At 54.5% G+C, this 24,073-nt stretch carries 27 protein-coding genes; 10 read left to right on the forward strand and 17 right to left on the reverse strand.

Annotated elements, in window-relative coordinates; translation table 11 throughout:
* Nucleotides 1-31: 31 nt before the first annotated feature.
* From glnQ to dps, 5 genes are all read right to left on the reverse strand, one after another.
* Nucleotides 32-754 carry a glutamine ABC transporter ATP-binding protein GlnQ gene (gene glnQ, locus NR114_RS01160; protein ID WP_020825913.1) on the reverse strand — a complete coding sequence of 241 codons (723 nt, stop codon included), beginning with the start codon at nucleotides 752-754 and terminating at the stop codon, nucleotides 32-34.
* Nucleotides 751-1,410, reverse strand: a complete 660-nt coding sequence (gene glnP, locus NR114_RS01165) for a glutamine ABC transporter permease GlnP (protein ID WP_020825914.1) — start codon at nucleotides 1,408-1,410, stop codon at nucleotides 751-753. Before glnP ends, glnQ begins: the two co-directional genes overlap by 4 nt.
* 105 nt (nucleotides 1,411-1,515) lie before the next feature.
* The gene (glnH, locus tag NR114_RS01170) at nucleotides 1,516-2,259 is read right to left on the reverse strand and encodes a glutamine ABC transporter substrate-binding protein GlnH (protein ID WP_046374121.1); all 744 of its coding nucleotides are present in this window, start codon (nucleotides 2,257-2,259) and stop codon (nucleotides 1,516-1,518) included.
* 358 nt (nucleotides 2,260-2,617) lie between these two features.
* The gene (locus NR114_RS01175) at nucleotides 2,618-2,884 is read right to left on the reverse strand and encodes a DksA/TraR family C4-type zinc finger protein (RefSeq protein ID WP_020825917.1); all 267 of its coding nucleotides are present in this window, start codon (nucleotides 2,882-2,884) and stop codon (nucleotides 2,618-2,620) included.
* A 159-nt stretch (nucleotides 2,885-3,043) separates the two neighbouring features.
* Nucleotides 3,044-3,547: a DNA starvation/stationary phase protection protein Dps gene (gene dps / locus NR114_RS01180; RefSeq protein ID WP_020825918.1), complete on the reverse strand. Its 504-nt coding sequence runs from the start codon at nucleotides 3,545-3,547 to the stop codon at nucleotides 3,044-3,046.
* 393 nt (nucleotides 3,548-3,940) lie between these two features.
* Between dps and NR114_RS01185 the strand changes: the two genes are divergently transcribed.
* Nucleotides 3,941-4,480 carry an adenylate kinase gene (locus NR114_RS01185; RefSeq protein WP_048761553.1) on the forward strand — a complete coding sequence of 180 codons (540 nt, stop codon included), beginning with the start codon at nucleotides 3,941-3,943 and terminating at the stop codon, nucleotides 4,478-4,480.
* Nucleotides 4,481-4,537: 57 nt separating this feature from the next.
* On the opposite strand, the gene NR114_RS01190 is transcribed toward NR114_RS01185, so the two are convergent.
* The gene (locus tag NR114_RS01190) at nucleotides 4,538-5,005 is read right to left on the reverse strand and encodes a YhcH/YjgK/YiaL family protein (RefSeq protein WP_048761556.1); all 468 of its coding nucleotides are present in this window, start codon (nucleotides 5,003-5,005) and stop codon (nucleotides 4,538-4,540) included.
* Between the two features lie 145 nt (nucleotides 5,006-5,150).
* Entirely contained in the window at nucleotides 5,151-6,038 is an 888-nt protein-coding gene (gene rhtA / locus NR114_RS01195; RefSeq protein ID WP_048761558.1) for a threonine/homoserine exporter RhtA, read from the reverse strand.
* Between the two features lie 396 nt (nucleotides 6,039-6,434).
* Here rhtA and ompX point away from each other — a divergent pair, with 396 nt between their 5' ends.
* A complete protein-coding gene (gene ompX, locus NR114_RS01200) occupies nucleotides 6,435-6,953 on the forward strand; it encodes an outer membrane protein OmpX (protein ID WP_020825922.1) in 519 nt (172 codons plus the stop codon).
* Between the two features lie 101 nt (nucleotides 6,954-7,054).
* Here ompX and NR114_RS01205 read toward each other — a convergent pair whose 3' ends face one another.
* Nucleotides 7,055-8,038 (reverse strand): nitrilase family protein, encoded by a 984-nt coding sequence (locus NR114_RS01205; RefSeq protein WP_048761562.1) that lies wholly within the window; start codon nucleotides 8,036-8,038, stop codon nucleotides 7,055-7,057.
* Nucleotides 8,039-8,132: 94 nt separating this feature from the next.
* On the opposite strand from NR114_RS01205, the gene NR114_RS01210 reads away from it, so the two are divergent.
* Nucleotides 8,133-9,020: a LysR family transcriptional regulator gene (locus NR114_RS01210; protein WP_048761565.1), complete on the forward strand. Its 888-nt coding sequence runs from the start codon at nucleotides 8,133-8,135 to the stop codon at nucleotides 9,018-9,020.
* Here NR114_RS01210 and NR114_RS01215 read toward each other — a convergent pair.
* From NR114_RS01215 to ltnD, 6 genes are all read right to left on the reverse strand, one after another.
* On the reverse strand, nucleotides 9,015-9,545 hold the full coding sequence (locus NR114_RS01215; RefSeq protein WP_020825925.1) for a GNAT family N-acetyltransferase: 531 nt from the start codon (nucleotides 9,543-9,545) through the stop codon (nucleotides 9,015-9,017). The genes NR114_RS01210 and NR114_RS01215 overlap by 6 nt on opposite strands.
* A gap of 52 nt (nucleotides 9,546-9,597) precedes the next feature.
* Nucleotides 9,598-10,968 carry a GntP family transporter gene (locus tag NR114_RS01220; protein WP_256813891.1) on the reverse strand — a complete coding sequence of 457 codons (1,371 nt, stop codon included), beginning with the start codon at nucleotides 10,966-10,968 and terminating at the stop codon, nucleotides 9,598-9,600.
* Between the two features lie 105 nt (nucleotides 10,969-11,073).
* Nucleotides 11,074-11,850 carry an HPr family phosphocarrier protein gene (locus tag NR114_RS01225; RefSeq protein ID WP_256813892.1) on the reverse strand — a complete coding sequence of 259 codons (777 nt, stop codon included), beginning with the start codon at nucleotides 11,848-11,850 and terminating at the stop codon, nucleotides 11,074-11,076.
* Between the two features lie 3 nt (nucleotides 11,851-11,853).
* Entirely contained in the window at nucleotides 11,854-12,486 is a 633-nt protein-coding gene (locus NR114_RS01230; RefSeq protein WP_256813893.1) for an aldolase, read from the reverse strand.
* Complete coding sequence (gene otnK / locus NR114_RS01235; RefSeq protein WP_306217640.1) at nucleotides 12,483-13,745, reverse strand: 3-oxo-tetronate kinase; 1,263 nt, start codon at nucleotides 13,743-13,745, stop codon at nucleotides 12,483-12,485. Before otnK ends, NR114_RS01230 begins: the two co-directional genes overlap by 4 nt.
* Nucleotides 13,745-14,659, reverse strand: coding sequence for an L-threonate dehydrogenase (gene ltnD, locus NR114_RS01240; protein WP_256813894.1), 915 nt, complete (start codon nucleotides 14,657-14,659; stop codon nucleotides 13,745-13,747). Before ltnD ends, otnK begins: the two co-directional genes overlap by 1 nt.
* Nucleotides 14,660-14,945: 286 nt before the next feature.
* Between ltnD and ygbI the strand changes: the two genes are divergently transcribed.
* Complete coding sequence (gene ygbI / locus NR114_RS01245; RefSeq protein WP_256813895.1) at nucleotides 14,946-15,716, forward strand: DNA-binding transcriptional repressor YgbI; 771 nt, start codon at nucleotides 14,946-14,948, stop codon at nucleotides 15,714-15,716.
* Nucleotides 15,717-15,791: 75 nt separating this feature from the next.
* Here the strand turns inward: ygbI and NR114_RS01250 are convergent, their stop codons facing one another.
* Genes NR114_RS01250 through NR114_RS01260 form a run of 3 tightly spaced genes read right to left on the reverse strand, consistent with a single transcriptional unit; the run spans nucleotide 15,792 to nucleotide 17,798 of the window.
* Nucleotides 15,792-16,559, reverse strand: a complete 768-nt coding sequence (locus NR114_RS01250) for a molybdopterin-dependent oxidoreductase (RefSeq protein WP_129983556.1) — start codon at nucleotides 16,557-16,559, stop codon at nucleotides 15,792-15,794.
* Complete coding sequence (locus NR114_RS01255; RefSeq protein ID WP_256813896.1) at nucleotides 16,549-17,157, reverse strand: cytochrome b/b6 domain-containing protein; 609 nt, start codon at nucleotides 17,155-17,157, stop codon at nucleotides 16,549-16,551. The genes NR114_RS01250 and NR114_RS01255 overlap by 11 nt, the downstream gene beginning before the upstream one ends.
* Nucleotides 17,158-17,171: 14 nt before the next feature.
* A complete protein-coding gene (locus NR114_RS01260) occupies nucleotides 17,172-17,798 on the reverse strand; it encodes a hypothetical protein (protein ID WP_256813897.1) in 627 nt (208 codons plus the stop codon).
* A gap of 140 nt (nucleotides 17,799-17,938) precedes the next feature.
* On the opposite strand from NR114_RS01260, the gene NR114_RS01265 reads away from it, so the two are divergent.
* From NR114_RS01265 to NR114_RS01290, 6 genes are all read left to right on the forward strand, one after another.
* Nucleotides 17,939-18,610, forward strand: a complete 672-nt coding sequence (locus NR114_RS01265; RefSeq protein WP_020825935.1) for a heavy metal response regulator transcription factor — start codon at nucleotides 17,939-17,941, stop codon at nucleotides 18,608-18,610.
* Nucleotides 18,607-20,031: a heavy metal sensor histidine kinase gene (locus tag NR114_RS01270; protein WP_256813898.1), complete on the forward strand. Its 1,425-nt coding sequence runs from the start codon at nucleotides 18,607-18,609 to the stop codon at nucleotides 20,029-20,031. The genes NR114_RS01265 and NR114_RS01270 overlap by 4 nt, the downstream gene beginning before the upstream one ends.
* Before the next feature lie 582 nt (nucleotides 20,032-20,613).
* Complete coding sequence (locus tag NR114_RS01275; RefSeq protein ID WP_256813899.1) at nucleotides 20,614-21,402, forward strand: winged helix-turn-helix domain-containing protein; 789 nt, start codon at nucleotides 20,614-20,616, stop codon at nucleotides 21,400-21,402.
* Between the two features lie 205 nt (nucleotides 21,403-21,607).
* Nucleotides 21,608-22,237: a LuxR C-terminal-related transcriptional regulator gene (locus NR114_RS01280; RefSeq protein WP_020825938.1), complete on the forward strand. Its 630-nt coding sequence runs from the start codon at nucleotides 21,608-21,610 to the stop codon at nucleotides 22,235-22,237.
* Nucleotides 22,238-22,701: 464 nt separating this feature from the next.
* Complete coding sequence (locus NR114_RS01285; protein ID WP_020825939.1) at nucleotides 22,702-23,289, forward strand: common pilus major fimbrillin subunit EcpA; 588 nt, start codon at nucleotides 22,702-22,704, stop codon at nucleotides 23,287-23,289.
* A gap of 79 nt (nucleotides 23,290-23,368) precedes the next feature.
* Nucleotides 23,369-24,037 carry a hypothetical protein gene (locus NR114_RS01290; protein ID WP_116690885.1) on the forward strand — a complete coding sequence of 223 codons (669 nt, stop codon included), beginning with the start codon at nucleotides 23,369-23,371 and terminating at the stop codon, nucleotides 24,035-24,037.
* Nucleotides 24,038-24,073: the final 36 nt, after the last annotated feature.

Here is a 24,073-nt window from a genome sequence, read left to right on the forward strand (position 1 = left end):
CCGGAACAGGCCCACCGCTGGGTAGGGTAAATCAGGATACGTGCTGCAAGAACTCCTGCAAGCGCGGGCTTGGCGGGTGGTTGATCAGGTCATGCGGGTTGCCGTCTTCTGCAATCCGGCCTTTATCAATAAAGATCAGTCGCGAAGCCACTTTTTCGGCAAAGCCGACTTCGTGGGTGACGATCACCATGGTCATGCCTTCTTCCGCCAGATCCTGCATAACCTTCAGCACTTCATGGCGCAGTTCCGGATCAAGTGCGGAGGTCGGTTCATCAAACAGCATCATTTTCGGTTTTACCGCCAGCGCTCGGGCGATGGCCACGCGCTGCTGTTGGCCGCCGGAAAGCTCGGAAGGGTAGTGATGTGCACGCTCCGCCAGGCCGACTTTGGCCAGCAGTTCGCGCGCCAGTTTCTCCGCGTCCGACTTTTTCAAACCGCGTACGCGGATCGGGCCGAAGGCAACGTTTTCCAGTGCGGTCAGGTGTGGGAACAGGTAAAACTGTTGGAATACCATGCCGGCTTCCTGACGGATCAGACGATCGTCAACCTTGGGGTCGTTGGCTTTCAGACCGTCGACGATCAGATCGCCACTGGTAATCTCTTCCAATTTGTTGATGCAGCGCAGCAGCGTGGATTTGCCGGAGCCGGAAGGCCCGATAATCACCACCACTTCACCCTGATTAATTTTCAGGTCGATATTGTGCAGCACCTGGGTTTGCCCAAAGTGTTTGGAGACGTTTTTAAATTCAATCACAGGATTTTCATCCTTCTTTCCAGACGACGCAGCACGAAGCTCAGCACCAGGGTAATAATCAGATAAATAACCGCCACGGCGCTCCAGATTTCCAGCGCGCGGAAGTTGCCGGCAATAATTTCCTGGCCCTGACGGGTCAGTTCCGCCACGCCGATCACGATAAACAGCGAGGTGTCTTTAATGCTGATGATCCACTGGTTACCCAGCGGCGGCAGCATGCGGCGCAGCGCCAGCGGCATAATGACATAGCGGATGGTCTCGCGGCGCGACAGACCCAACGCCAGACCTGCTTCACGGAAGCCGCTGTGGATCGACAATACGGCGCCGCGAGTGATTTCCGCAATGTAGGCGCCGGAGTTGATCATGATGGTGACCACCGCCGCGCTAAAGGGATCGATGCGCAAATCGCTGAACGCCATCGGCAGGGCGAAGTAGATAAACATCACCTGCACCACGATAGGTGTGCCGCGAATAACTTCGATGAATACCAGGGCGATGTGGTTGGCAATCCAACCGCCGTAGGTACGGGCAAAACCGGCAACGAGGCCGATGATGAGGCCGCCAATCAGACCGAGGACCGAAATCCACAGGGTCATTTTGGCGCCTTCTAACAGGATAGGGATGGCGGGCCAGATGGCGCTCCAGTCGAACTGCATGGTGTTTTCTCCCGGTGATCCCAAACGTGGGAATCAGATACAACAAAGCGCAGGGGCTAAGGCACCACCCCTGTGCTTAAGTGAATCAGTGACTGACTTCATCCGTTATTTAGGTTCGGTACCGAACCATTTTTTGTAGATTTCGTTGTAGGTGCCGTTGTCGCGCAGCGTTTTCAGCGCGCCATTCACCTTGACGCGCAGTTCGTCACTGCCTTTAGGGAAGGCGATGCCGTATTGCTGTGCTTCCAGCGAGTCGCCAACGGTTTTGAACTTGCCGGCGCCGGCGGTTTTAATGAAGTAAAGAATATTTGGCGTGTCGTGCAGCACCGCGTCAGCGCGTTTGGTGCCCAGTTCCATATAGGCGTTATCGATGTTCGGGAACTGACGCAGGTCTTTGGTTTTGATGTGCTGCTTGGCGTAATCCACGGAGCCGGTGCCACTCTTCACCGCCACCACTTTGCCGTTCAGATCGTCAATGCCCTTGATGCTGTTATCGTTGGCGTTAACCATCACCAGCAGGCCGCTTTTGTAGTAGCCGTCAGAGAATTCGATGGCTTTTTTACGTTCTTCGGTAATGGTGATGCCAGCCAGCGCCAGGTCGATATTTTTGGTTTGCAGTGCCGGGATGATGCCGCTGAAATCCATAGGCTTCAGGGTGTAATCCAGTTTCAGTTCTTTGGCGATAGCGGCCCACAGGTCGATATCGAAACCAACGTATTTATCGCCTTGTTTGAATTCAAAAGGAACGAAGGCGGTATCGGTGGCGACGACCAGTTTGTCTGCTGCGTGGGAGCTTACGGCAAAGGCCAGCGAAAGTGCGGCCAGGGAGACTTTAAAAATTGACTTCATGAGAGGAATTTCCTGTACAGGTTGCGGATTACCCATTTTTTATATTGCAGTTGGTGCCATGAAAAAATCGTGCCATGTTTACAACTACTATAAAAACAAAGAGTTGCGGTGTGATGTTGGCTCTGAAGGTCGAATTATTATTTTTATGCACCAAATTGAGGCCCCAAAATGGTGCTTTTGGCGACCTGTTGGTGCATGCGTCTATCATTAACCAAATAATGGGGTTGAAACAACCGATAGTTAACGGTTTCGCTTCAATATTGATAACTAACTCTAACTTTTATGCCGCAAGCTTGTTGCATTTGGTGCAGGAATGTTCTGTCAGAGAGGTCCGGGGGGGTATTTTGCGTCGATAAGCTCAACGCAGCTGGCTGTCTTTGCTGCCGCGACGATTATATAAACTGCTTGCCGCCTGCTTTTTATCCAACTCGGTTTGGCAGGCCAGGCAATAACGCACGCCTTTCAGCGCCTGCCGACGCGCCAGAGGGATTTCCTCTCCGCATTCCTGACAGTAATGTTCGCTTTCGCCCTGTCCCAGCGCCTGTCTGGCACGCTGTACGGCATCATCGACGGTAGAGTCGATTTGATCTTGTACGGCGCCGTCTGCCGCCCATCCGCTTGCCATGATCACCTCGCTTGTGCTGAGTCTTCATCAGTTCGTTTTATCTACTATGGGCTGTTTTTTGAGCAATTCAAGCGGCGTAAAAGAAAAACAGGCCGGGGCAAAGCCCGCAGCCTGTTCAATCCCGCAATGCGGAACGCTTTGATTGTTTGTCGCGCAGATTTATTCGATGTTGGACTCGATAAACCACAGGAACTTGTCCAGATCGCGTGACGCAGCGGTAAACATATCCGCGGTATCTTCATCAGCGACTTCTGTGATGGCCTTGCGAATGTCGTTCGCGGCCACACCGTAGCGATCGGCCAGCGCTTTCAGGTGTTCCTGCACGCTGTGGATGTTGGTCGGATAGCTTTTCAGCGGGGTCTTGTCATTCACGACCTGCACGGTACCCAACGCCACGCCGCCCAACTGCACCACGCGCTCGGCAAAAGTGTCCAGGTGATCGATGATGGCGGTACGGAACCCGTCCAGCATTTCATGCACGGCAATGAAGTTGGCGCCACGCATGTTCCAGTGCGCCTGCTTGGTGATCAACGACAGGTCGGTAAACTGCACCACCTGATGGTTCAACGCCTTGATGGCTTCCAGTTTGGTTTTTTCGTCCATGTCATTACGAGTGTAAAGCAGCTCAGAAGATTTCGTTTTCACCAGTTTAGCGGTACTCATATCAGATATCCTCTCGTTAGTTCGTTGTCCTATTTTTGTCACGGGAGTAATTATAGCAGCGATATAGCATTTTGCAGGTCGAAAATGGCTATTGGATAAATAGGCTCTAACGAATTGAAAATTAACTCCAGTAAGGGTAAGGTTATAGGGATATATTTATTTTTTTACTAATGGTTTGAATTATAATGATATTGTTTCGTCTTCTCTCGTGAGGGTGGTTCCGCAGGGTAATAATTTCAGGAAGGCGTTTAATAACCATTTTCATTTATATTTTCATCAAAATTCGTCATTCTAAATCATTTTTATTTCATTTTATTAATTGCCTGTTAATTCATATTGATAGACGAATAACATCCCGCTAAGCTATTTTCCCCCATCTCAGAATTCGCTCCCATGAAAATTAACGTCGTTGGAACCAGTGGCAGTGGCAAAAGCACGGTGGCGCGCCAGCTAGCGGAAAAGTTTGCGCTGCCTCATATCGAGCTGGACAAGCTGTTTTGGCGTCCGCAATGGCAGGGTACACCCGATGACGAGTTTTTGGCGCAGGTCGCGCAGGCGCTGGCCAAGGCGGAGTCCGGCTGGGTGCTTGACGGCAATTACAGCCGGACCAAAACGATTAAATGGGAAAGCGTTGATTGGGTGGTATGGGTAGATTATGGCTTTTGTCGTACGCTGTTTCAGGCGGTGCGTCGTGCCGCTACACGTGCATGGCAAGGTACCGAGTTGTGGCCCGGCACCGGTAACCGCGAGAGCTTCCGCCGTTCCTTTTTCAGCCGTGATTCCATCGTTTTATGGACCATCAAAACCTACCGTAAAAACCGGGCCGGCTACCTTGCGGATATGAACGATGCCCGGTATCGCCATATCCGCTTTATCCAACTGCGCTCTCCGGCTCAGACGGCGAGGTTTATACGCGCTTTGCCCCGGCAGTAGCTATGAGACGTTCATATTAAATGGCGGACAAGCCGGTCACTCAGACCGGCAGGCCGGCTACAGCAACAGGGTGTAATGCACTCTCACTAACGCTTTTTTGATCGACATAGGTACGTTCAGTTGGCAGCCGGTTTTATGTGGCTCATGGGGGAAAAAGATGGCGTACATACCGGGGAACATCGCCAGCGTTTGGCTGTGGCGCTTGATATCCAGCAGTTGTATGTCCCGCACTTCGTCATAGGGCAATTCGTTTTGCCAATCTCCCGCCACACTATAATCAATGCGTTCTTCGCCGCTGAGCAGCAGATGGATAACGGCATATTCCTGATGCAGTGCTGCATGCTGGGCCTCTGCTAACCCAGTGGTTAACGTCATCACGTCCATAACGATCTTTTCCCCCTTTATTTCATATCGCCCCTGTGCCAGTTCGGGCAGATCGTATTGGCGTAACCTGGTGAGGGTCTCGATCAAAATCGGTGACAGCCCACGGCCATAGCGTGGGTTAAACAGCGTGTTATAAATCACTTTAACTCTCCATGTGGTTAACCCTGCCGGGTTTATTTCCATAACAACGTGGGGGGACTGCGGGGAAAAGTATGCCTATTTGCCAGCGTGAAAACAGTTAACCCGCCTGCATTCTGCTTGGGGTAAATGCAGGCGCGGTCGATCCTCAGGACAAGTTTTCGATTTGTGGTTTGGGTTTGATGGTCAGGGTCGCCCCCATAGAGGCGGTAATGATCGCCGCCAGCGCCAGCCATTGCACCGTCGTCAGGTGTTCATTCAGGAACAACATGCCCGAAAGCGCAGCCAGTGCCGGTTCCAAACTCATCAATGTGCCGAAAGTCCGCGCCGGTATTTTTGGCAACGCAATAATTTCCAGCGAATAGGGCAGCGCGGTAGAGAGGATAGCTACGGCCAGGGCGACCGGCAGGATATCAACGTTCAGCAGTGCGCTGCCGGCTTGCCAGGCACCAATCGGGCAAAACACCACGGCGGCAATCAGTGAGCCCACCGCAACGGTTCCCGGCCCGTGGTCGCCACCGGCTTTCTGGCCGCAGATAATGTAGACCGCCCAACAGGCACCGGCACCCAGCGCACAGGCAGCGCCGAAGGGATCGATGCTGCCCATGTCATGGCCCAACGGCAGCAGGAACCAGAGTCCGGCGATCGCCAGTGCCACCCACAAAAAGTCAATCGCACGGCGTGAAGAGAACATGGCGACCGCCAGCGGGCCGGTGAACTCCAATGCCACGGCGATACCGAGCGGCAGAGTGCGCAGGGAAAGATAGAACAGGTAATTCATCGCGCCCAGCGCCAGACCGTAAATGAACAACGGTAGTCGGCTGCCGGCGGCAAATCGCATGCGCCACGGGCGGAAGATAATAAAGAGGATCAGCGTGCCGATACTCAAACGCAGCGTGGTGATGCCTTCTGCGCCGACCAGCGGGAACAGGCTTTTGGCCAGAGAGGCACCGCTTTGGATGGAGACCATAGCGATGACCAACAGGCAGATTGGCAGCAGCGTAGAAGACGCTTTTGCGGTTGCAGACGAAGACATCCTTTAGAGCCTTTTATGCATTTCCCACGATCTGGGAAGAGGTCGATGTTTGGATGACGGCAGTGTAAATGAATTGCGGTAAATGTGTCTGAGAAAAGCATTTTCAACGAAAAAAAGCGCTGGCTCCCGGTGCCAGAACAGCTTTTATGGTCAAAAAGTGCTCTTTTTTTAAGAATTGTCTGGATATTAAATAGGTGATTCTTATCACAGAAACGCGTAGAATGCGGCTCGAAAATAGAGCGAAATGAAGTAGATACACTGTTCTTGAAATCTAATGTTACACGATATAAAGCATTAGACACTCATTTTAAGGCAGAGTTTCACGCTAATTTTTGTTATATTTTCAATGCATGAACAAATGGATTTACTTAAAAATATAACGCGTTTGAGGTGGTTATGAAAAAAATTGCATGTCTTTCCGCAGTAGCAGCCTGTGTATTAGCAGTAACCGCAGGTACCGCATTCGCTGGTCAGAGCACCGTATCCGCTGGCTATGCGCAGGGTGATCTCCAAGGCGTTGCTAACAAAGCCGACGGTTTCAACCTGAAATACCGTTACGAGTTCGACAACAACCCACTGGGTGTTATCGGTTCCTTTACCCACGTAGAGAAGAACGGTTCTGAGAACGGTTACTACGGTAAAGCTCAGTACAACTCTATCACTGCCGGTCCAGCTTACCGCTTCAACGACTGGGCAAGCATCTACGGTGTAGTGGGTGTTGGTTACGGTAAAAACATCGACAACGCTCAAAACGGTACTGACCGTAACGGCAGCAGCGACTACGGCTTCACCTACGGTGCTGGCCTGCAGTTCAACCCAATCCAGGACGTAGCACTGGACGTTGGTTACGAGCAGAGCCGTATCCGCAGTGTTGACGTTGGTATCTGGAGCGTTGGCGTAGGCTACCGTTTCTAAGATTTCTCCATGCCTGCGGGCATGAGCATGTGGCGCAGTTGGCCGCATCAGATAAAAATCCGCCTTCGGGCGGATTTTTTTTGCCTGTCATTCGGCGTCGGTCACTTGCCCAGTTTTTGCGCCGGCTCCGTTGAAAACCGCGCGCTGCGGGCATCTCGCTCATAGCCTTGCGGCTGCGTAAGAATGTCGTACAGTGCCGGTCGACGACCGTGGATCCAGCGGCGGCCCGTGCTGAGTGGGATCAGCGACAGATCAAGGTTAGCCGTGACCATCTGATCTTCTGCCGCCCAGGTTTCCGCCAGAATGCGGCCATAGGGGTCGAGGATCATCGCATTACCGGTACGCACTTCGTCATCGTCACGTCCCACCCCGTTGCTGAATAACACAAACAAACCGTTGTCATGGGCACGTGCCGGGAGCCAGCGCATCAGCCAGCCACGCCCGTGTTCGCCACGAAACGCCGCCTCTATCGCCGCCGGATCCTCCTGCCGCCGTTGCCAAATTTCCAGCGGGATCGGCTTCATGCCGTGCGGGCTACGCGAATGAGTGCCGCCGGTCTGATGCGGTGCCAACAGCACCTCTGCCCCCAGCAATGCGGTCGCGCGGACATTCTCAACCAGGTTATTGTCCCAACAGATCAGCACCCCCATTCGGATACCCCATGGGGTGTCGAACACGGTGAAACTGTCGCCGCTGGCGATTGCCGGGTGTTCAAAGGCATGCAGTTTACGGTGAACGTGAAGCTTGCCGTCGGGCAGGCAGACGGCGTAGGCATTGTAATATTTGCCGTCCTCTCCCAATTCGATCAGCCCGACGCCGATCGCCATGTTATAGCGTTCGGCCAGCGGGCGAATGCGCGCCAGCGAAGGGCTGTCGGCGATAGGCTCCGCCAGTGCACCAATTTCACCGGCGCTGAGGTGGCGTACGTGCCAATAGCCGGTGATGCACATTTCCGGGAAGGTCAGCAGTTGGATCTGTTCGGCGGCGGCGCGGGTGATAAAGCCCTCGATCACCGACAGGTTGTAGTTTTTATCATTGGCACGATGCTGAAACTGCACCGTCGCGGCGCGTAAAGAGTTTGTCATAGGATTACCTTTTGGCTGTTATCTGGCGTTGATTACAGCAAAGCCATTGATTACTGTATAATCAATTAAATTCCTTTTTTGATAACCTAACGGAATGGATATACGACAACTCCGCGCCTTCGTGGTGCTGGCCGAACAGGGCAATTATCGCTTGGCGGCAGAGCGGCTGTGCATCACCCAGCCGGCGCTGAGCAAACAGATCCAGGCGTTGGAAACGCTGCTGGGCGCCCGCTTGTTTAACCGTGGCCGTCAGGGGGCGCAACTGACCGCCAGCGGCCAACGGCTCTATCCTGAAGCTCAAACGTTAGTTGCTCAGCATCTGCAGTTTCAGCAGCGAGCCGTGCAGGTGGTACGGGGGGAGGCGGGGCGTTTGGCAATCGGCTTTGGCCTGTCCAGCTTTCATCTGGCGCCGCAGTTGGTGGCCGCTTTCCGTCATCGCTTTCCCGAGGTTGCCGTGGGGTTGGAAGACTTGCCTTCAGAACGGCAATATCAGTTGCTATTGCAGGGGGAGCTGCAGGTGGGATTTGTGCGATTACCTGTCAGTACGCCGTTGCGCGCCAGTGCGTTGTTGAGTGACCGGTTGGTGCTGGCGGCGCCTTCGGCGCTGGCGCTGCGGGCGGACACCCTGATGGAACAATTCAACACCTTACCGTTGTTACAGTTGACGCCCAAGCGTGGGCGCGGGCTGAGCGACCAGTCGCTGCGTTTTATTGCCGCCCATCAACTGGCACCTAACGTGGTACAGCAGGCCGGTGATATTCAAACCTTGCTGGCACTGGTTGCCGCCGGCATTGGCGTTGCTCTGCTGCCGCATAGCGTCACGCATATTGCGCCGGCGGGCATCGATATTCTGCCGCTGAGCGGCGAACAGACCCAATGGCAAGTCGGTATCGCCTGGAACCCGCAGCAGCCTGATGCGCTACGGGATAACTTTGTCGAGGTGGCTTTGGCTACCGCGTCGGGTCAGGTTGCCGGCTTATAGCGGGCAGTGCATCACCAGAATTGGGCTTTGGTGGTACTCGCTGCGATGACTTTCGCTGAAACCGACCTTCTTCGCCAATGCCAATGAGGGCTGATTTTCCGGGGAGATAATGCATACCGCCTTATCGCCCGGTAAATGGTCTTTTCCCCAGGCCAAAGCCGCGCGCAGCGCTTCGGTGGCATAGCCTTTACCCTGTGCCGAGGTCACCAGCGTCCAGCCCATTTCGGGGGCATCAAGCGCCGGATGGATATTGCGCTGGAAGTCGGAAAAACCGATGCCGCCAAGGTAGGCACCGCTGACTTTATCGCGCACGGCCCAGTAGCCATAACCCAGCAACGCCCAATGGCCGACGTAACGCATCAGGCGGCCCCAGGAATCTTCACGATCCCTCGGCGTGCCGCCGATATAACGAACCACTTCAGGATCGGCCCACATGGCGGCCAATGAGTCAAAATCGTCCAGCGTATGTGCATCAAGGCGTAAACGTTCGGTAAGCAACAGCGGTGCGGTAGTGATAAGAGGCATTATTTTTTTCCTGCACAGAGCCAGAGGCGGTCTGTGCAGTATGCCAGAGAAATTACACCGCCAGCCACAGTAACCAGGTGAACAGGAAACCGCTCAGGCCAAGGATCGTCGTCAGTACCGTCCAGGTTTTCAGGCCATCGGCGACCGAAAGTCCGAGGTATTTGGTGACGATCCAAAAGCCGGAGTCATTTACGTGCGACAAGCCCAGCCCGCCGAAGCAGGTGGCGAGAGTGACCAGTACCAATTGCAGCTGATTAAGCCCGCTAACCGCTTCCGATAACAGGCCACCGGTCGTGAGTATCGCTACAGTAGCGGACCCCTGAGAGGCGCGCAGCGCCAGCGAAATGATAAAAGCTGCCGGGATCAACGGCAGGCCGATGGTGGTCAGCACGTCTGCCAATGCCTTGCCCACGCCTGACTCCACCAGGACTTTGCCGAATACGCCACCGGCACCGGTGACCAGGATCACCACCGCGGCGGTCGGCAGAGCGCCCCCCATGACGTCGCTGGTGTGTTGCAGGCTCCAGCCGCGACGAATGGCCAGGAAGTAGAATGCCAGCAAGAGGGCAATCATCAGCGCTACTGCCGGTGAGCCGAGCAACGAAAGCGTGTCACGCAGTGCTGAACCCGGCTCGAGCAGCGTGGCCGAAACGGTGCCCAGCATGATAATCGCGATAGGAATGACGATCAGCGCGGCCACCAACCCGGCGCCAGGCGGATTGATGCGGTCGCTCAATGGTGCTTTGCCTTCCGGCGCCGGTTCGGGCGCCGCCAGCTGCAGCTGTTCCAGTACCTCAATCGACAGTGGATAAGTTTTACGATTCAAATGCTTGGCTGTGAAATAACCGATCACACCTACCGGAATACAAATCGCGAGACCGATAATGGTCAGCCAGCCAATATCGGCGTTCAGCAGCCCGGCTGCGGCGACCGGGCCTGGGTGTGGCGGCAGGGCGACGTGCACCGCCAGCATTACGCCGGCCATCGGCAGGCCGAACTTCAGCGGCGAAACTTTAGCGACCTTGGCAAAACCGTAGATGATCGGCGCCAGGATGATAAAGCCGACGTCGAAAAAGACCGGAATGCCGAGAATAAATGCGGCGATGGTCAGGGCGGCCACGGTATGTTTCGGCCCCAAAGCTTTGCTGAAGCGCTGGGCCAGCGATTCGGCACCGCCAGAATGTTCGATCATCCGGCCGAGCATCGCGCCCAGGCCGATGATAATGGTCACCGAACCCAGTACGCCGCCCATACCTGCGGTCATCACTTTCATCACTTCGCCGGTAGGAATGCCGCTGGCCAACGCCACCAACAGACTGACCACCAGCAAGGCGACAAAGGGCTGGATCTTGGCCTTGATGACCATCAGCAAGAGCAGGACCACACCTAATACGGCAATCAACAAAAGCATAGAGGTAGACATGAAATAGCCTTTAATCGGGTAAGAGTCAGGCACCGCGATCGCCGGCTGGCGATACGGGTGCGTTTAATTTTTATGTTTTGGAAATCCCTGGGTTGGCGCAGTGCCTTATTGGTAAGGTCTTAGCCAATCAAGCCCGACGGTGGTATCGCCACGCGGCCGGTATTCACAACCGATCCAACCTTGATAGCCGATGGCGTCCAGTTGATCGAACAGCCATGGGTAATTCAGTTCGCCGTCGTCCGGTTCATGACGATCCGGCACCGAGGCAATCTGAATATGGGCGTAGCGGCCGGCCAGCGAATGCATCAGCCCGCTGATGTTGCCGTCCACCAACTGAGCATGGAAAAAGTCGAACTGTACGAAGACGTTCGAGCGATCGATGGCCTCGACCAGTTCGGCTGCCTGGTGCTGGCTGGAAAACAGATAATGCGGCTTAACCTGTGGGCTGAGCGCTTCAATCAGCACCTTGATGCCGTGCTGGGCGAAGCGGTCTGCGGCATAGCGAATATTGTCGATAAAGGTATCGCGATAGCGCTGCCAGTCCGCTCCAGGGGGAACGACGCCGGCCATCACGTGCACGTTGGGGCAGTTCAGCGCAATGGCGTAAGCCAGGGCGCGATCGATATCCGCACGCGCATCTTGCTCGCGGCCCGGCACCGCCGCCAGCCCCCATTCGCCGGCTTCGGCATTGCCCGGCGCGGTATTAAACAGCACCTGCTGCAAACCGTTGCTGTGCAGTTGTTCCGCCAGCAATTCGGCCGGATAGTCATAGGGAAACAGGAACTCGACTGCCGCGAAGCCTTCGGCTGCGGCAGCCTCGAACCTTTCCAGGAATGGCAGTTCGTTAAACATCATCGATAAATTGGCGGCAAACTTAGGCATGGTTCAGCTCCGTAGCTCGGTAATTTCATCATCGGTCAAATAGCGTATTGGACGGTCGCCGAGGGTGAAAATCAGCCTGGCGGCATCTTCCATCTCTTCGGTATTATCCGCTGCCGCCCGCAGATCCTTGCCCGTAACCACCGGGCCGTGATTGGCCAGCAAAAAGGCGCGGTGGGTCGGTGCCAGTTTGGCCAGGTCTTCCGCCAGCCGTAAATCACCCGGGCGGTAGTACGGCACCACCGGCACCTTGCCGACCCGCATCACCACATAAGGGGTGAAGGGTTTTATGGCATTCTCCACGTCCAACCCTTTCAGGCACGATAACGCGGTGAGGTAGGTACAGTGCAGGTGCACCACCGCTTTGCACTCTGGGTTATTCAGATACAGCGCACGATGAAAGCTGATCTCTTTCGAGGGTTTGTCGCCGGACAGCCATTCGCCGTTCAGGCTGACTTTCGACAGCCGCTCGGCCTGCAGTTCGCCCAGGCAGGATCCGGTCGGGGTTGCCAGCAGCGTGCCGTCCGCCAGCAACAGCGAAAGGTTACCGGCAGAGCCCGTGGCGTAGCCGCGTTGGAAGAACGAAGCTCCGAGGCGCACCATCTCTTCGCGTGCCTGTTGTTCGGTCGTCATTGTCATAATGGGAATTCCGTTTGTGCCCGGGCGAAAAAGTTATCATCGCCAAAATTGCCCGATTTAAGGGCCAGTGAAACCGGTTGTTCGATGGCGCGAACCCAGGGTACGCCGGGAGAGATGCAGGGGCCTATGTGGAAGCCGCGAATGCCCAACGCCTGCGTCACTACGCCAGAGGTTTCGCCGCCGGCAACGATAAAGCGACGGTACCCTGATTGTTGGAGCTGTTTAACCACCCCGGCAAACAGTGACTCCACTGCCTGACTGGCTGCAGCCATGCCATATTGTTGCTGAACCTGCTGCAGTTTCTCCGGTTCGGCGGTGGCATACAGCAGCGGGGCCAGCGGGGCATTTTCCTGCCGCTGTATCCAGTCGGCCAGTTCTGTGACATAGGCCGCGCGGTCAGATTCGCTAAGGCAACGCGCCACGTCGATAGCCATGGCCGGGGCCTGTTGACGATATCGGGCGACCTGTCGATTGGTCATGACGGAGCAGGAGCCGGACAGGACCACCGCTTTCTCCCCCTGTGGGGCTCCCGCGGCCTGCGGACGACCTTGTCCCGGCTGAGCCCATTGCCGTGCGAGGCCGATGGCCAGTCCCGATCCGCCGGTCACCAGCTTCATATTTTTCAGCGCTTCGCCCTGGGTCAGCAAGTGCTGCTCATTGAGCGTATCCAGCACCGCATATCGCACGCCTTGCTGCGCCAGCTGTTGCAGCTTTTCCACCACCGCGCCGGCACCGCAATCCATCTCTGCGGCCGTTACCAGTCCGCAGCGTCCCTGAGCCTGTGCTTCCATTAACCGCAGCAGGTTACTGTCGGTCATCGGCGTCACCGGGTGGTGGCGCATGCCGGACTCCGACAGCAGTTGATCCAACACAAACAGATAGCCCTGATACACCGTCCGGCCGTTGACCGGCAGCGCCGGGGAAATCACCGTTTGGCTTTCGCCCAGCGCATCAAGCAGCGCATCGGTCACCGGGCCGATGTTACCCTGCGCAGTGCTGTCGAAGGTTGAGCAATATTTGAAGTAAAATTGCCGACAGCCCTGGCGCTGCAGCCAGGCCAGCGCCTGCAAAGATTGTTCAACTGCCTGCGAAGCTGGGCAGGATCTTGATTTCAGGCTGATAACGACCGCTTGCGCTTCAATCGGCATTTCATCATGCGGTACGCCATTTAACTGCACCGTCGACAGGCCGTTTTCCACCAGAAAGCTGGCAATGTCGGTCGCGCCGGTAAAATCATCTGCAATTACGCCGAGCAGCATTATGCGTTCTCCTTCTTTTGCGGCAGGTCGATACCGGAGAAGATTTTGATCACTGCGCTGTCGTCCTCTTTGCCGAAACCGGCATTGCTGGCGGCGGTAAACATATTAAAAGCGGTAGATGCCAGCGGCAGCGGGAAATGCAGTGCTTTGGCGGTATCCGCCACCAGCCCCAGATCCTTCACGAAGATATCCACCGCCGATTTGGGCGCATAGTCGCCGTCAACCACGTGACGCATACGGTTCTCGAACATCCAGGAATTGCCGGCAGCGTGGGTGACAACGTCGTACATGACATCCAGAGGAATACCGGCGCGGGCAGCCAGTGCCATGGCCTCGGCTCCGGCGGCGATGTGCACCCCGGCCAGCAATTGGTGGATGATTTTCACCGTGGCACCCAGGCCAATCTCTTCACCAATGCGATAGACCTTGCCGGCAATGGCGTCCAGCACCGGCTGCAATTGTTGGAATGTAGATTCTGCGCCGGATGCCATCACCGTCATTTGACCTTCAGCCGCCTTGGCTGCGCCACCGGAAACCGGAGCGTCAAGCATGGTCAGGCCAAGCGCCAGCAGTTGTTGTTCTATCTGCCTGGCATCGGCAGCGGAGATGGTGGAAGAGACCATGACTGGCGTATTGGGCTTCAGCTTCGCCGCCAGGCCGTTTTCGCCGAACAGGATCTGCTTGACCTGAGCAGCGTTAACCACCAGCAGCAATAACGCATCCAACTCAGAGGCGAATCCATCTGCGCTGGTGGCAGCCTGTTTGGCCCCGGCCTGCTGCAATGTGGCCAGCGCCTGTGGGTTAAGATCGACACCATAAGTCGTCAGCCCGGCATTAATGCACGACTTCGCCGCCCCCATTCCCATGGAACCTAACCCTACGATGCAAACTGCAAAATCCCTTGGCTGTGTCATTTGGCACCTCGTGTTAATTTTAGTGATAATTTGTTTTGTTGTGTTAAATGTAAGCGCATTGATGCGCTGAGTCAGCGATCGATATCACAATTATTAACATTAAGTGGAGCCTTAATTGATGCGTTTAAAAAGGTAGATGTCGAGTTATCTCACTGTTTTAAAAATATTTAAAAATAAGTCATCGATACCATGAGCGATCTCACGACCTGCAAAATGGCTGCTTTCATCGAACGAAAATTGACGTAAAATCACAATTATTATCACTGCGGTAAAAAGAGAGGGAACCGTGATACCTGTAGAACGCCATCAGCAAATTTTAGCGCTGGTATCAGAACGCGGGGTGGTCAGTATTGCCGAATTGACCGAGCGGCTGGGAGTGTCGCATATGACGATTCGCCGCGATCTGCAAAAACTGGAGGAGCAGGGCGCGGTACTGGCAGTGTCAGGCGGGGTGCAATCTGCTGAACGGGTGGCGATTGAACCTTCTCATCAGGATAAGGAAGGGATGTACAGCCAACAGAAAGCGGCCATTGGTCAGTTGGCTGCCCGGCAGGTCCCGCCCAACAGCTGCATTTATCTGGATGCGGGCACCACTACGCTGGCATTGGCAAAGCACCTCAGTGAGCGCGAGGATCTGACGGTGGTCACCAATGATTTTGTGATTGCGGGCTACCTGATAGAACACAGCCAGTGCAAGATCATTCACACCGGCGGCACCGTCTGCCGCGAGAACCGTTCCTGCGTTGGTGAAGCGGCGGCTCAGGCGCTACGTGGGTTGTTTATCGACCTGGCGTTTATTTCCGCTTCATCCTGGAGCATGCGCGGCCTGTCGACGCCCAATGAAGATAAGGTGATGGTGAAGAAAGCCATCGTTGACGCCAGTCGCCGCTGTATCCTGCTCAGCGATACCTCAAAATACGGTAAAATAGCCACCTATCTGGCGTTGCCGATTGCGGTATTTGACGCGATTATTACCGATGATAATCTGCCCGCCGCAGCGCGAGAGGCGATCATGCAGGCGGATATCACGCTGATGACGACCGGGGAGAAAAGCTGAACATAGCCTCGTAATAACAGCGTCGGAATAAATGCACCAGCGGGGGTGAGCTCTCTGCGCAGCGCTACGCAGAAATTAAATGCCGCTGAACCAGTTATAGCCCTGATCTTCCCAGTAACCGCCGGGATTGGTATCGCTGACGAAAATGGCGGCGATATGTTTGGCGTTCTTGAAGCCCAGCTTGGTCGGCACCCGCAGCCGCAGCGGGTAACCGTAATCGGCCGGCAGCGCCTTGCCGCCGAAATCCAGCGCCAGAATGGTTTGTGGATGCAGTGCGGTGGCCATATCGATGCTGGAATAGTAACGATCCGCGCATTTGAATCCGACGTAACGGGCGTTCAGATCCGCCCCGATGTGCTGCAGGAAATTGCGCAGCGGCACGCCACCCCATTGGCCAATGGCGCTCCAGCCCTCGATGCAGATTAACCGGGTTATCTGGTTTTGCTGCGGCAGGCGTTGCAGTTGCTCCAGCGTCCAGGGGGCCTTTTTTTCTACTTTACCGGAGACTTCCAGCCGGTAGCTGGCGAGATCCACTTCCGGAACGTTGTATTCCGGGTAATACGCGTTGAACGGGAACGGATGGGTAATCTGATCCGAACGGTAGGTCTGCGCCAGCTTTTGGCCGTTGAACAGCCAGGCTTGCACCCGATCGTTCCAGCGAGACATTGCCCACAGCACTTTATCCACCTGGTCACCGTCCTGCAGGTTACAGCCGGTCAGCATGGCGACGCCACCCAGCGTCAGGCCGGAGCGAAGCATCAGGCGGCGCTGCAAATTAACCAGCTGTTTCTTTTGTGCCGGCTCCAGCCCCGGTGCCATGGGGCGCTGTTTTTTATCCGTCATGTTTGCCACCTGTTATCATTGCCCACAGCGTGCGCGGCACGATAATCACCATCAGCAGGTGAATCACCACAAAAAAGCCAATGCCTGCCATGGCGAAAAAATGTACGTAACGCGCAATGTCAAAGCCGCCGAACAGGCTAACTAAACCTTGTAACTGCACCGGTTTCCAAATGGCTAGCCCGGAGAGCACCAGCAGCAGCCCCAGAAACAGTACGCCGAGGTACATCAGTTTTTGAATGGCGTTGTAATGACCATGCTGATGTTTGAGCCGCAGCGTCACGGCTTGCCAGATATCGCGCCGCAGCGCGCCGAGGCCAAGCGGCAGCAGATCGCGCCGCAAGTGGCCGCTGAACAGGCTCCACAAGACATAACACAGCGCGTTGCAGGCCAGCAGCCACATCACCGCCAGATGCCAGCCGATCGCGCCGCCCAGCCAGCCGCCGAGCGTGACTTGCGGCGGAAAGCGGAAGCCGAACAGCGGCGAAGCGTTATAGATTTCCCAGCCGCTCATGAACATGCAGACCATGGCGAACAGGTTAATCCAATGGGTCAGGCGGACCGGCCAGCGATGCACCGGCCGCGGCGCGTTGCTTTTCATCATGCACTCCTGAATTACATCGGTGGAACGGTACCGTCTTTGCCGGCAGATATGCGGGTAGCGACGCGTTCGCCCTTATCGTCCGTGGCGGAGAACAACACGATATGCGCACCCGGTTTCAACAGGCTGCGGTCACCGGGATCCAGAGTGACGATCGGCACATCTTCCGGCACGTTAACGGTTTTCTGCTGGTTGCCGTAGGTCACGGTCAGGGTGCGGCCGTTGGACTTCACCAGTTTGCCCACGGTGCCGTTGGTCATGGTGTCGACCTTACCGTCGGCGGATTCCCAGGCCGAGTGGCCTTCGCCGGTGCCACGCAGGCTGGCTGCGAACACGTGCACTTCCAACGCTTTCAAAGAGCCGTCCGGCTGCGGTACGGCAGCGGTGCCGATAAAGCTGTCCGGCTTGATATCATCCAGCGTGCCCTTCGACACGCTCAGCACTCGGGTCTGGTCATTGAGCTTGACGCTGACCTTTTCCCCTTTGCGATCGGTGACCTGCAGGCTGGTGTCGCTCACCTGATCGATAACGCCACGCAGCGGGGCAATCACCTTGCCTGGGGTTTGCACTGCGGCGGCCGCACCGCTGCACAGCATGAGAGTGGAAAGCAGTAAACCGGCAAAACGATGACGGGTAATCATAAGGTTCTCCTTTGTTTAGGTTGCCGGTTAAGCATGGTTGAACACCGGGGACAGCACCATGTCCGTTTGATGACATTAATGTCATCAAGAATGTCCGCCAGAACTGCTAGTATTTCCGCAAGAGTCATGAGGTGGCGATAATGCGAATACTGGTGGTTGAAGACGACATCAGCACGGGTGATTACCTGAAAAAGGGGCTGGGAGAGGCGGGGTACAGCGTCGATTTGGCACGTAACGGCACCGACGGCCTGTTTCGGGCACTGGAACACGGCTATGACGCTATCGTGCTGGACGTAATGTTGCCGGGGCTGGACGGCTGGCAGATTATCGAGGTACTGCGCAAGAAAAGTGATGTGCCCATTCTATTTCTGACCGCGCGAGATGGGGTGCAGGATCGCATTCATGGCCTCGAACTGGGTGCCGATGATTACCTGATTAAGCCCTTCTCCTTTACGGAACTGGTGTTGCGTCTGCGCACTTTGCTGCGGCGTGGCACGGTACGTGAAGCCGATCACTATGTAATAGCCGACCTGCAGCTCGACGTGCTGCGCCGTAAAGCGGTGCGGCAGGAGCAGGTGATCGCGCTGACCAATAAAGAATTTATGTTGTTGCATCTTCTGGTACGACGTGAGGGGGAGGTGTTGTCACGCACCATGATCGCCTCCCAGGTTTGGGACATGAACTTTGACAGCGATACCAACGTGGTGGATGTCGCCATCAAGCGGCTGCGTGCCAAGATTGACCGGCCGTTCGAGGTCAAGCTGATCCACAGCGTGCGTGGTATCGGCTACGTTTGCGAACCGCGTTCATGAAGGCCGTGATCCAGCGTTGGCGCGTCTTGTCACTGACGTTGCGCAGCGCCATGCTGTTTGCGCTGGTGGCGGCTCTGGTGGTTAGCGGCGCGGGGGGGTACCTGTACGGTGCAATGCGTCAGGAGATGACTACCCGTAGCGATTTGCAGGTTACCGGCCGAGTGGAGTATTACCGCAATTTGCTGAGTCAGCGTTTTCCGTTGGAGCGTCTGACGGCGAATACCGGCCTGTTCGAAAATATGCTGGGTAACGAACAGGACGTGCTGATTTTTCAGCAGCCGGGGAAAAAACCGTTAATCAACGTGAATCCGGCGAGGTTGATCCTGCCACCGGTGATCCCGACGCCGGTCGGCACGCCGCAGCGCTTGAGCGCGGTTCAAGGCGGAATGACCGCTCAAGGAGTGCCATTGCGTGCCGCATCGGCACTGGTCAGGCTGGAGGACGGTAACCTGCTGCAAATCTCGGCTGCCCATGTGATGGTCAATGAGCAGAAGATGCTGGCGCGTTATCTCTGGCGGATCGTCGCCGCCGTCGCGGTGGCATTTATTCTGATTGCATTGCTGGGATACTGGGTGATGCGCCGCGGACTGCAGCCACTGTGGCGAATGGCGGCGCAGGCGGCGGTGATCACCCCGAACACGCTGTCGACTCGCCTGAGCGAGCACGGGGTACCGAAGGAATTGCAGCAACTGACCCGTTCGTTCAACGCCATGTTGGATCGCCTGAATGAAGGTTATCTGCGCCTGACGCAATTCTCCGCCGATTTGGCCCATGAAATCCGCACGCCGGTAGGGGCACTGATGGGGCACTGTCAGGTAGCGCTGTATCAGGCGCGCAGTGTGGAAGAGTATGAAACCTTGTTGTCGAACAACATGGAGGAGCTGGAGCGTATTTCCCGTATGGTGGAAAATATTCTATTTCTGGCGCGCGCCGGCGAAGGGCAAGCGGTGTTGAACCCTAAGCGGCTTGATGTGGCGCAAGAGCTGCAACGGGTGGCTGACTACTTCGAAGGTTTGGCGGAAGAACGCGGCATTACGTTGGTCTGCCAGGGAGAAGGGCAATGGATGGCGGATGCTATGCTGTTTCAGCGCGCATTGAGTAACCTGGTCTCCAACGCGGTACGCTATGCCGATGAAAACAGTCAGGTACAGCTGCAGGCTGTCAGTCAGGCCGATGGTGGGCTGGCGATACTGGTTATCAATCAGGGCCCGCCGATCTCCCCGGCGCATCTGAACAAATTGTTCGACCGCTTCTATCGTGCCGATGCCGCCCGCAGTTCCGGCAGCCATGCCAGCGGACTGGGGCTGGCGATCGTCCGTGCGATAATGACACTGCATGGCGGCACAGCGCACGCCCATTGTGTTGTCGAAGAAAATACTGCTCGCATCACCTTCAGCCTGATATTCCCCGCGCAAGAATAGCCTATTTCCCACGCCGGATTTGATTGGCTGGGGCGGCCAAATCCGTTTATCCGGCCTGGTCGAAACTATTTACTTTCATTTACCGCTGGGCTAACCCAATCACCTCCGGATCAAAAGATTAATTCTGACCAGAATTAGGGCAATGTTGCGGCCTAGGCCCGGTTTTTTGGCGGCGACCCCTTTTGGCAAAATTCACTCATCATTATGTTGTTATTAAAATTGCTTGCATTAAAGGAATGACGAGAATTTTCAGCTTAAAGGCGGTAATTTACAAAACAAAAAACTAACTTTAAGATCTTTTACATATAAATATATCAATGATGTGGATGTTTGTATAATCTTTGGTTATGGCATATGAGAAAATTCTTATATCAAAAATGATAAGGTGAGAAATATTTACTTTGTGGCGTTAATTGATTTTCAGAAGGGTCAGTGGCTAAGGTTGGCTAATTAACCTGATTAAATATTGCTTAATATTCTATTAACATTTAACGCCGGCGATAAATAATCCTAGAGTGAAACCTGTGAAAAATGAAATATAGAATTAATGACCACATCATTTTTGACGTGGATACGGGAACCATGAGCCTGACAGATTTTCCTGACGATCCCATCTCTATTTCCAATCCGTCGAAGCGGTTACTGCTGCTATTGATTACGCATCATGGCGAGCCAGTGGGGCGGGAGGCAATATTCAAGAAGGTTTGGGATGATTATGGCATGGTGTCAGGCAACAATAATCTTAACCAATGTGTGAGTAAATTACGTCGGGTTATTAAAAATCTGGGCATTGAGGACGAGGTGATTGTCACCGTCCCCAAGGTCGGTTTTATGCTGCGATATGAAATTAGGGTGGAGTCTTGCGAAGGGCCGGAAGATCGTTTCGTAAATGGAGATATAAATTCCCCTCCACCGGCGCCGGTTCAAGCGGAAATCGCGCCTTCGTCAGGCTCTTCAGCCGCAGCCGAAGCGGTTTATACCGGGTATTCCCGGCGCTGGTGGGCGATAGTCAGCGTAGTGGCATTGGGGGTAATTATGCTGGCGGTTGGCATTACCACCTATCTCACCGGCTCGGTTTCCCGGCAAGAAATCTATCTGGGCAAAGTCAGCAGTTGTAAGGTGTTTATGTCGATGCCGGGCGCCTCAGCTGCCGTCAGTGCTGCTCTAAGTCGCGACATTCTGGCCTATGCGGGCCCGCAAACGGCAGAGTGCAGCGGTGACGAATTCCTGTTGGTAGTACGCAGCAATCAGGTACGTTCTTACATTTCGGGCATTTCTCGACTGTTTTTTCTGCGCTGTCGCATTTTACGCGAACATCGGGTAGAGATTTGCTCTGGGCTCGAAAGCGACAACGCCGCAATTCTTAATTAATCATCAATCGGTGTCAGGATGAACGCCACCCCGGGGGAAAGGAATATGCCACCAATCTTTATTGTCTTGATATTAAATACTTAATTTTCACCACCTGGTTAATAATGCAGCATTTGTTTGATGCAAGCCTTATATTTTGCTAGCCGGCGCTGCCTTGCATTTCCGCGCCAACCGCTTTTGTGATACCTAATTATGGTAATAGATTATGAAAAATATCTCTTTCAGGGAGGACATTCTCTTTTTCGAACCCAACCCCTGGGTGAGAAAAGGATTACGGGCACTTATTGGAACCGAACCCATACACTACCAATTTGTGCACAGCATCAGGGCAGTGGAGGCAGGGTTAAAGGAGAATGAGAAACAAATCCTCATAATGGAGCTGTATAATGAAAGTGAGAGTTTGTATGATGTATTACATTTCATCCTGACGATAAAGGATATTTGGCCCAAGACGCCACTGATCATATTTACTGAAGTGACCAATGCCAGCATATTGACCATTCTGGCTGCTCAAACGCATTTATCCCTGGTGGCAAAAGACGATCCATTGGTTTGCCTGTATCAGGCCATTGACGCTGTCGGCACGGGGGTAAGTTACCGTAGTCCGGCGATTCAGAAAGCGTTGATATCCGCGGTAGAGCCCTTGTCCCGTAGCGAATGGCAAATATTGGCGATGATGATCGCCGGCGCCAATCCGCGACATATCGCCAGTATTACCCATCGCAGTTGTAAAACGGTCAGTAGCCATAAGCTGAATATCATGCGTAAGCTGAGGCTTAATCAAGCAGGGTTTATGCGCCTGATTTTGGCCTTCAGGACTCAACACCCGGCCTAAAAATTCGCCGTCGGTTGTAATGGCACACGCCGCGCCGGCGGTTTAATACTTTCTCGTTCCAAGCGCTTATCCCTTTATTTCCTGCCAGTCATCCAGATGAATTGATCTGCATCAAATTAAACATCCTACAAAAATAAACTTGTCACCCTTATTTATGCGCTGACGCAATAGTGCGTTTTATATACCGTTAACGTGGTTTAAGAGGGGATGAAAACAATAGGTATTTTGTTCCCTGCAGCATCATTACATGGCCCTTTTAACTTACTGGAAGCAAAATAAACATTAAAGTAAGAATAAAAATCTAAATATTTGACAATTGGTAGTTAATGGTTCTTTTTTGATTTGATGCGGTTACTCTTTTCTCCGTCAAGCAGACTGGCTAAAAGCACTCATGCAAGTGACTGATTAAGGCACGTCAGGCTAATGGACGCACAATCATATTTAAAGTTGAAGGGAGTTTTACCATGAAGAAAATTACACTGGCTCTGGCAATCATTTCCGCCTTCGCTGCGGTCAGCACTGCTCAAGCCGCCGACGTTACCGCTCAGGCGCTGGCTACCTGGTCTGCTACCGCGAAGAAAGACACCACCAGCAAACTGGTTGTTACCCCAATCGGCAGCCTGTCTTTCAACTATGCGGAAGGCATCAAGGGTTTCAACAGCCAGAAAGGTCTGTTTGACGTGACCGTAGAAGGGGATGCCACTGCAACTGCCTTCAAACTGACTTCTAAACTGGTTTCAAACACCCTGACTCAGCTGGATACCTCTGGCTCAACCCTGAATGTCGGCGTGAACTACAACGGCGCAGCGGTAGAGAAAACGGCGGAAACCACCATGATCGACACCTCTGCCGGCATTTTGGGCGGCAACCTGAGCGCGTTATCCAACGCTTACAATCAGGCTGTCCGCACCAGCGCACAAGATCAGTTCACTTTCACCATTATTGGCGCCACCTCTGACGGTACCACTGCGGTCACCGACTTCAGCACCCTGCCGGAAGGTATCTGGAGCGGTGATGTGAGCGTGGAATTCAACGCCACCTGGACTGCGTAATCCCCGAGTTGCTGGTTTAGAGCAGGGGGCAATCCCCTGCTTATTCCACCCCGCTGAAGAACGTCACTGGAATACCGTTATGAAACGACTCTCTCTCGCCGCCTGCCTGTTGCTATCGCTGTCTCAACCTGTTTTCGCGCTTGACGTCGGTGAGATCAGCTCGTTCATGCACAGCGATAGCGCGCGTCTGAGTAAAGAAATCAAGAACACCACCGACAGCGGTCGTCTGGTGAATATCAAGATCGAGCGAATTTCCAGCCCGCTGGAGTCCGGCACGGTGCTCCCGATGGGCAGTAAAGATGAAATGTTGCTGTCGCCGGCCAGCCTGATATTACCGGCCAATGCCAGCGACGTGATCCGTTTCTATTACAAAGGCCCCAGCGACAACCAGGAACGGTATTACCGCATTGTCTGGTTCGATCAGGCGTTGAGCGATGTGGGGAAAAACTCGGCTAAACGCAACGCGGTTGCCACCACATCGGCACGTATCGGCACCATTTTGGTGGTGGCGCCACGGCAGGATCAATTCGACTATCAGTTTGCCGACGGCCAGATCAAAAACACCGGCAACGCCACCTTTAAGGTGGTGGCCTACGGTAATTGCCGCGACAAGAAAGAGGGGAGTGACTGCAAGGAAAACTATTTCGTCATGCCAGGCAAGGCTCGAGCTTTCAGCAAGGTGGACGTCAGCGACAAGAAGGGTCGCGTTGCGCTGTGGCATGGCGACCAGTTTATCCCGGTGAAATAACGGACTGCGTAACCCACGGCAAAGCCTATGCGGAAT

The organism is Serratia sp. Ser99 (assembly GCF_024519545.1).
GTDB classification, from domain to species: Bacteria; Pseudomonadota; Gammaproteobacteria; order Enterobacterales; family Enterobacteriaceae; genus Serratia; species Serratia liquefaciens.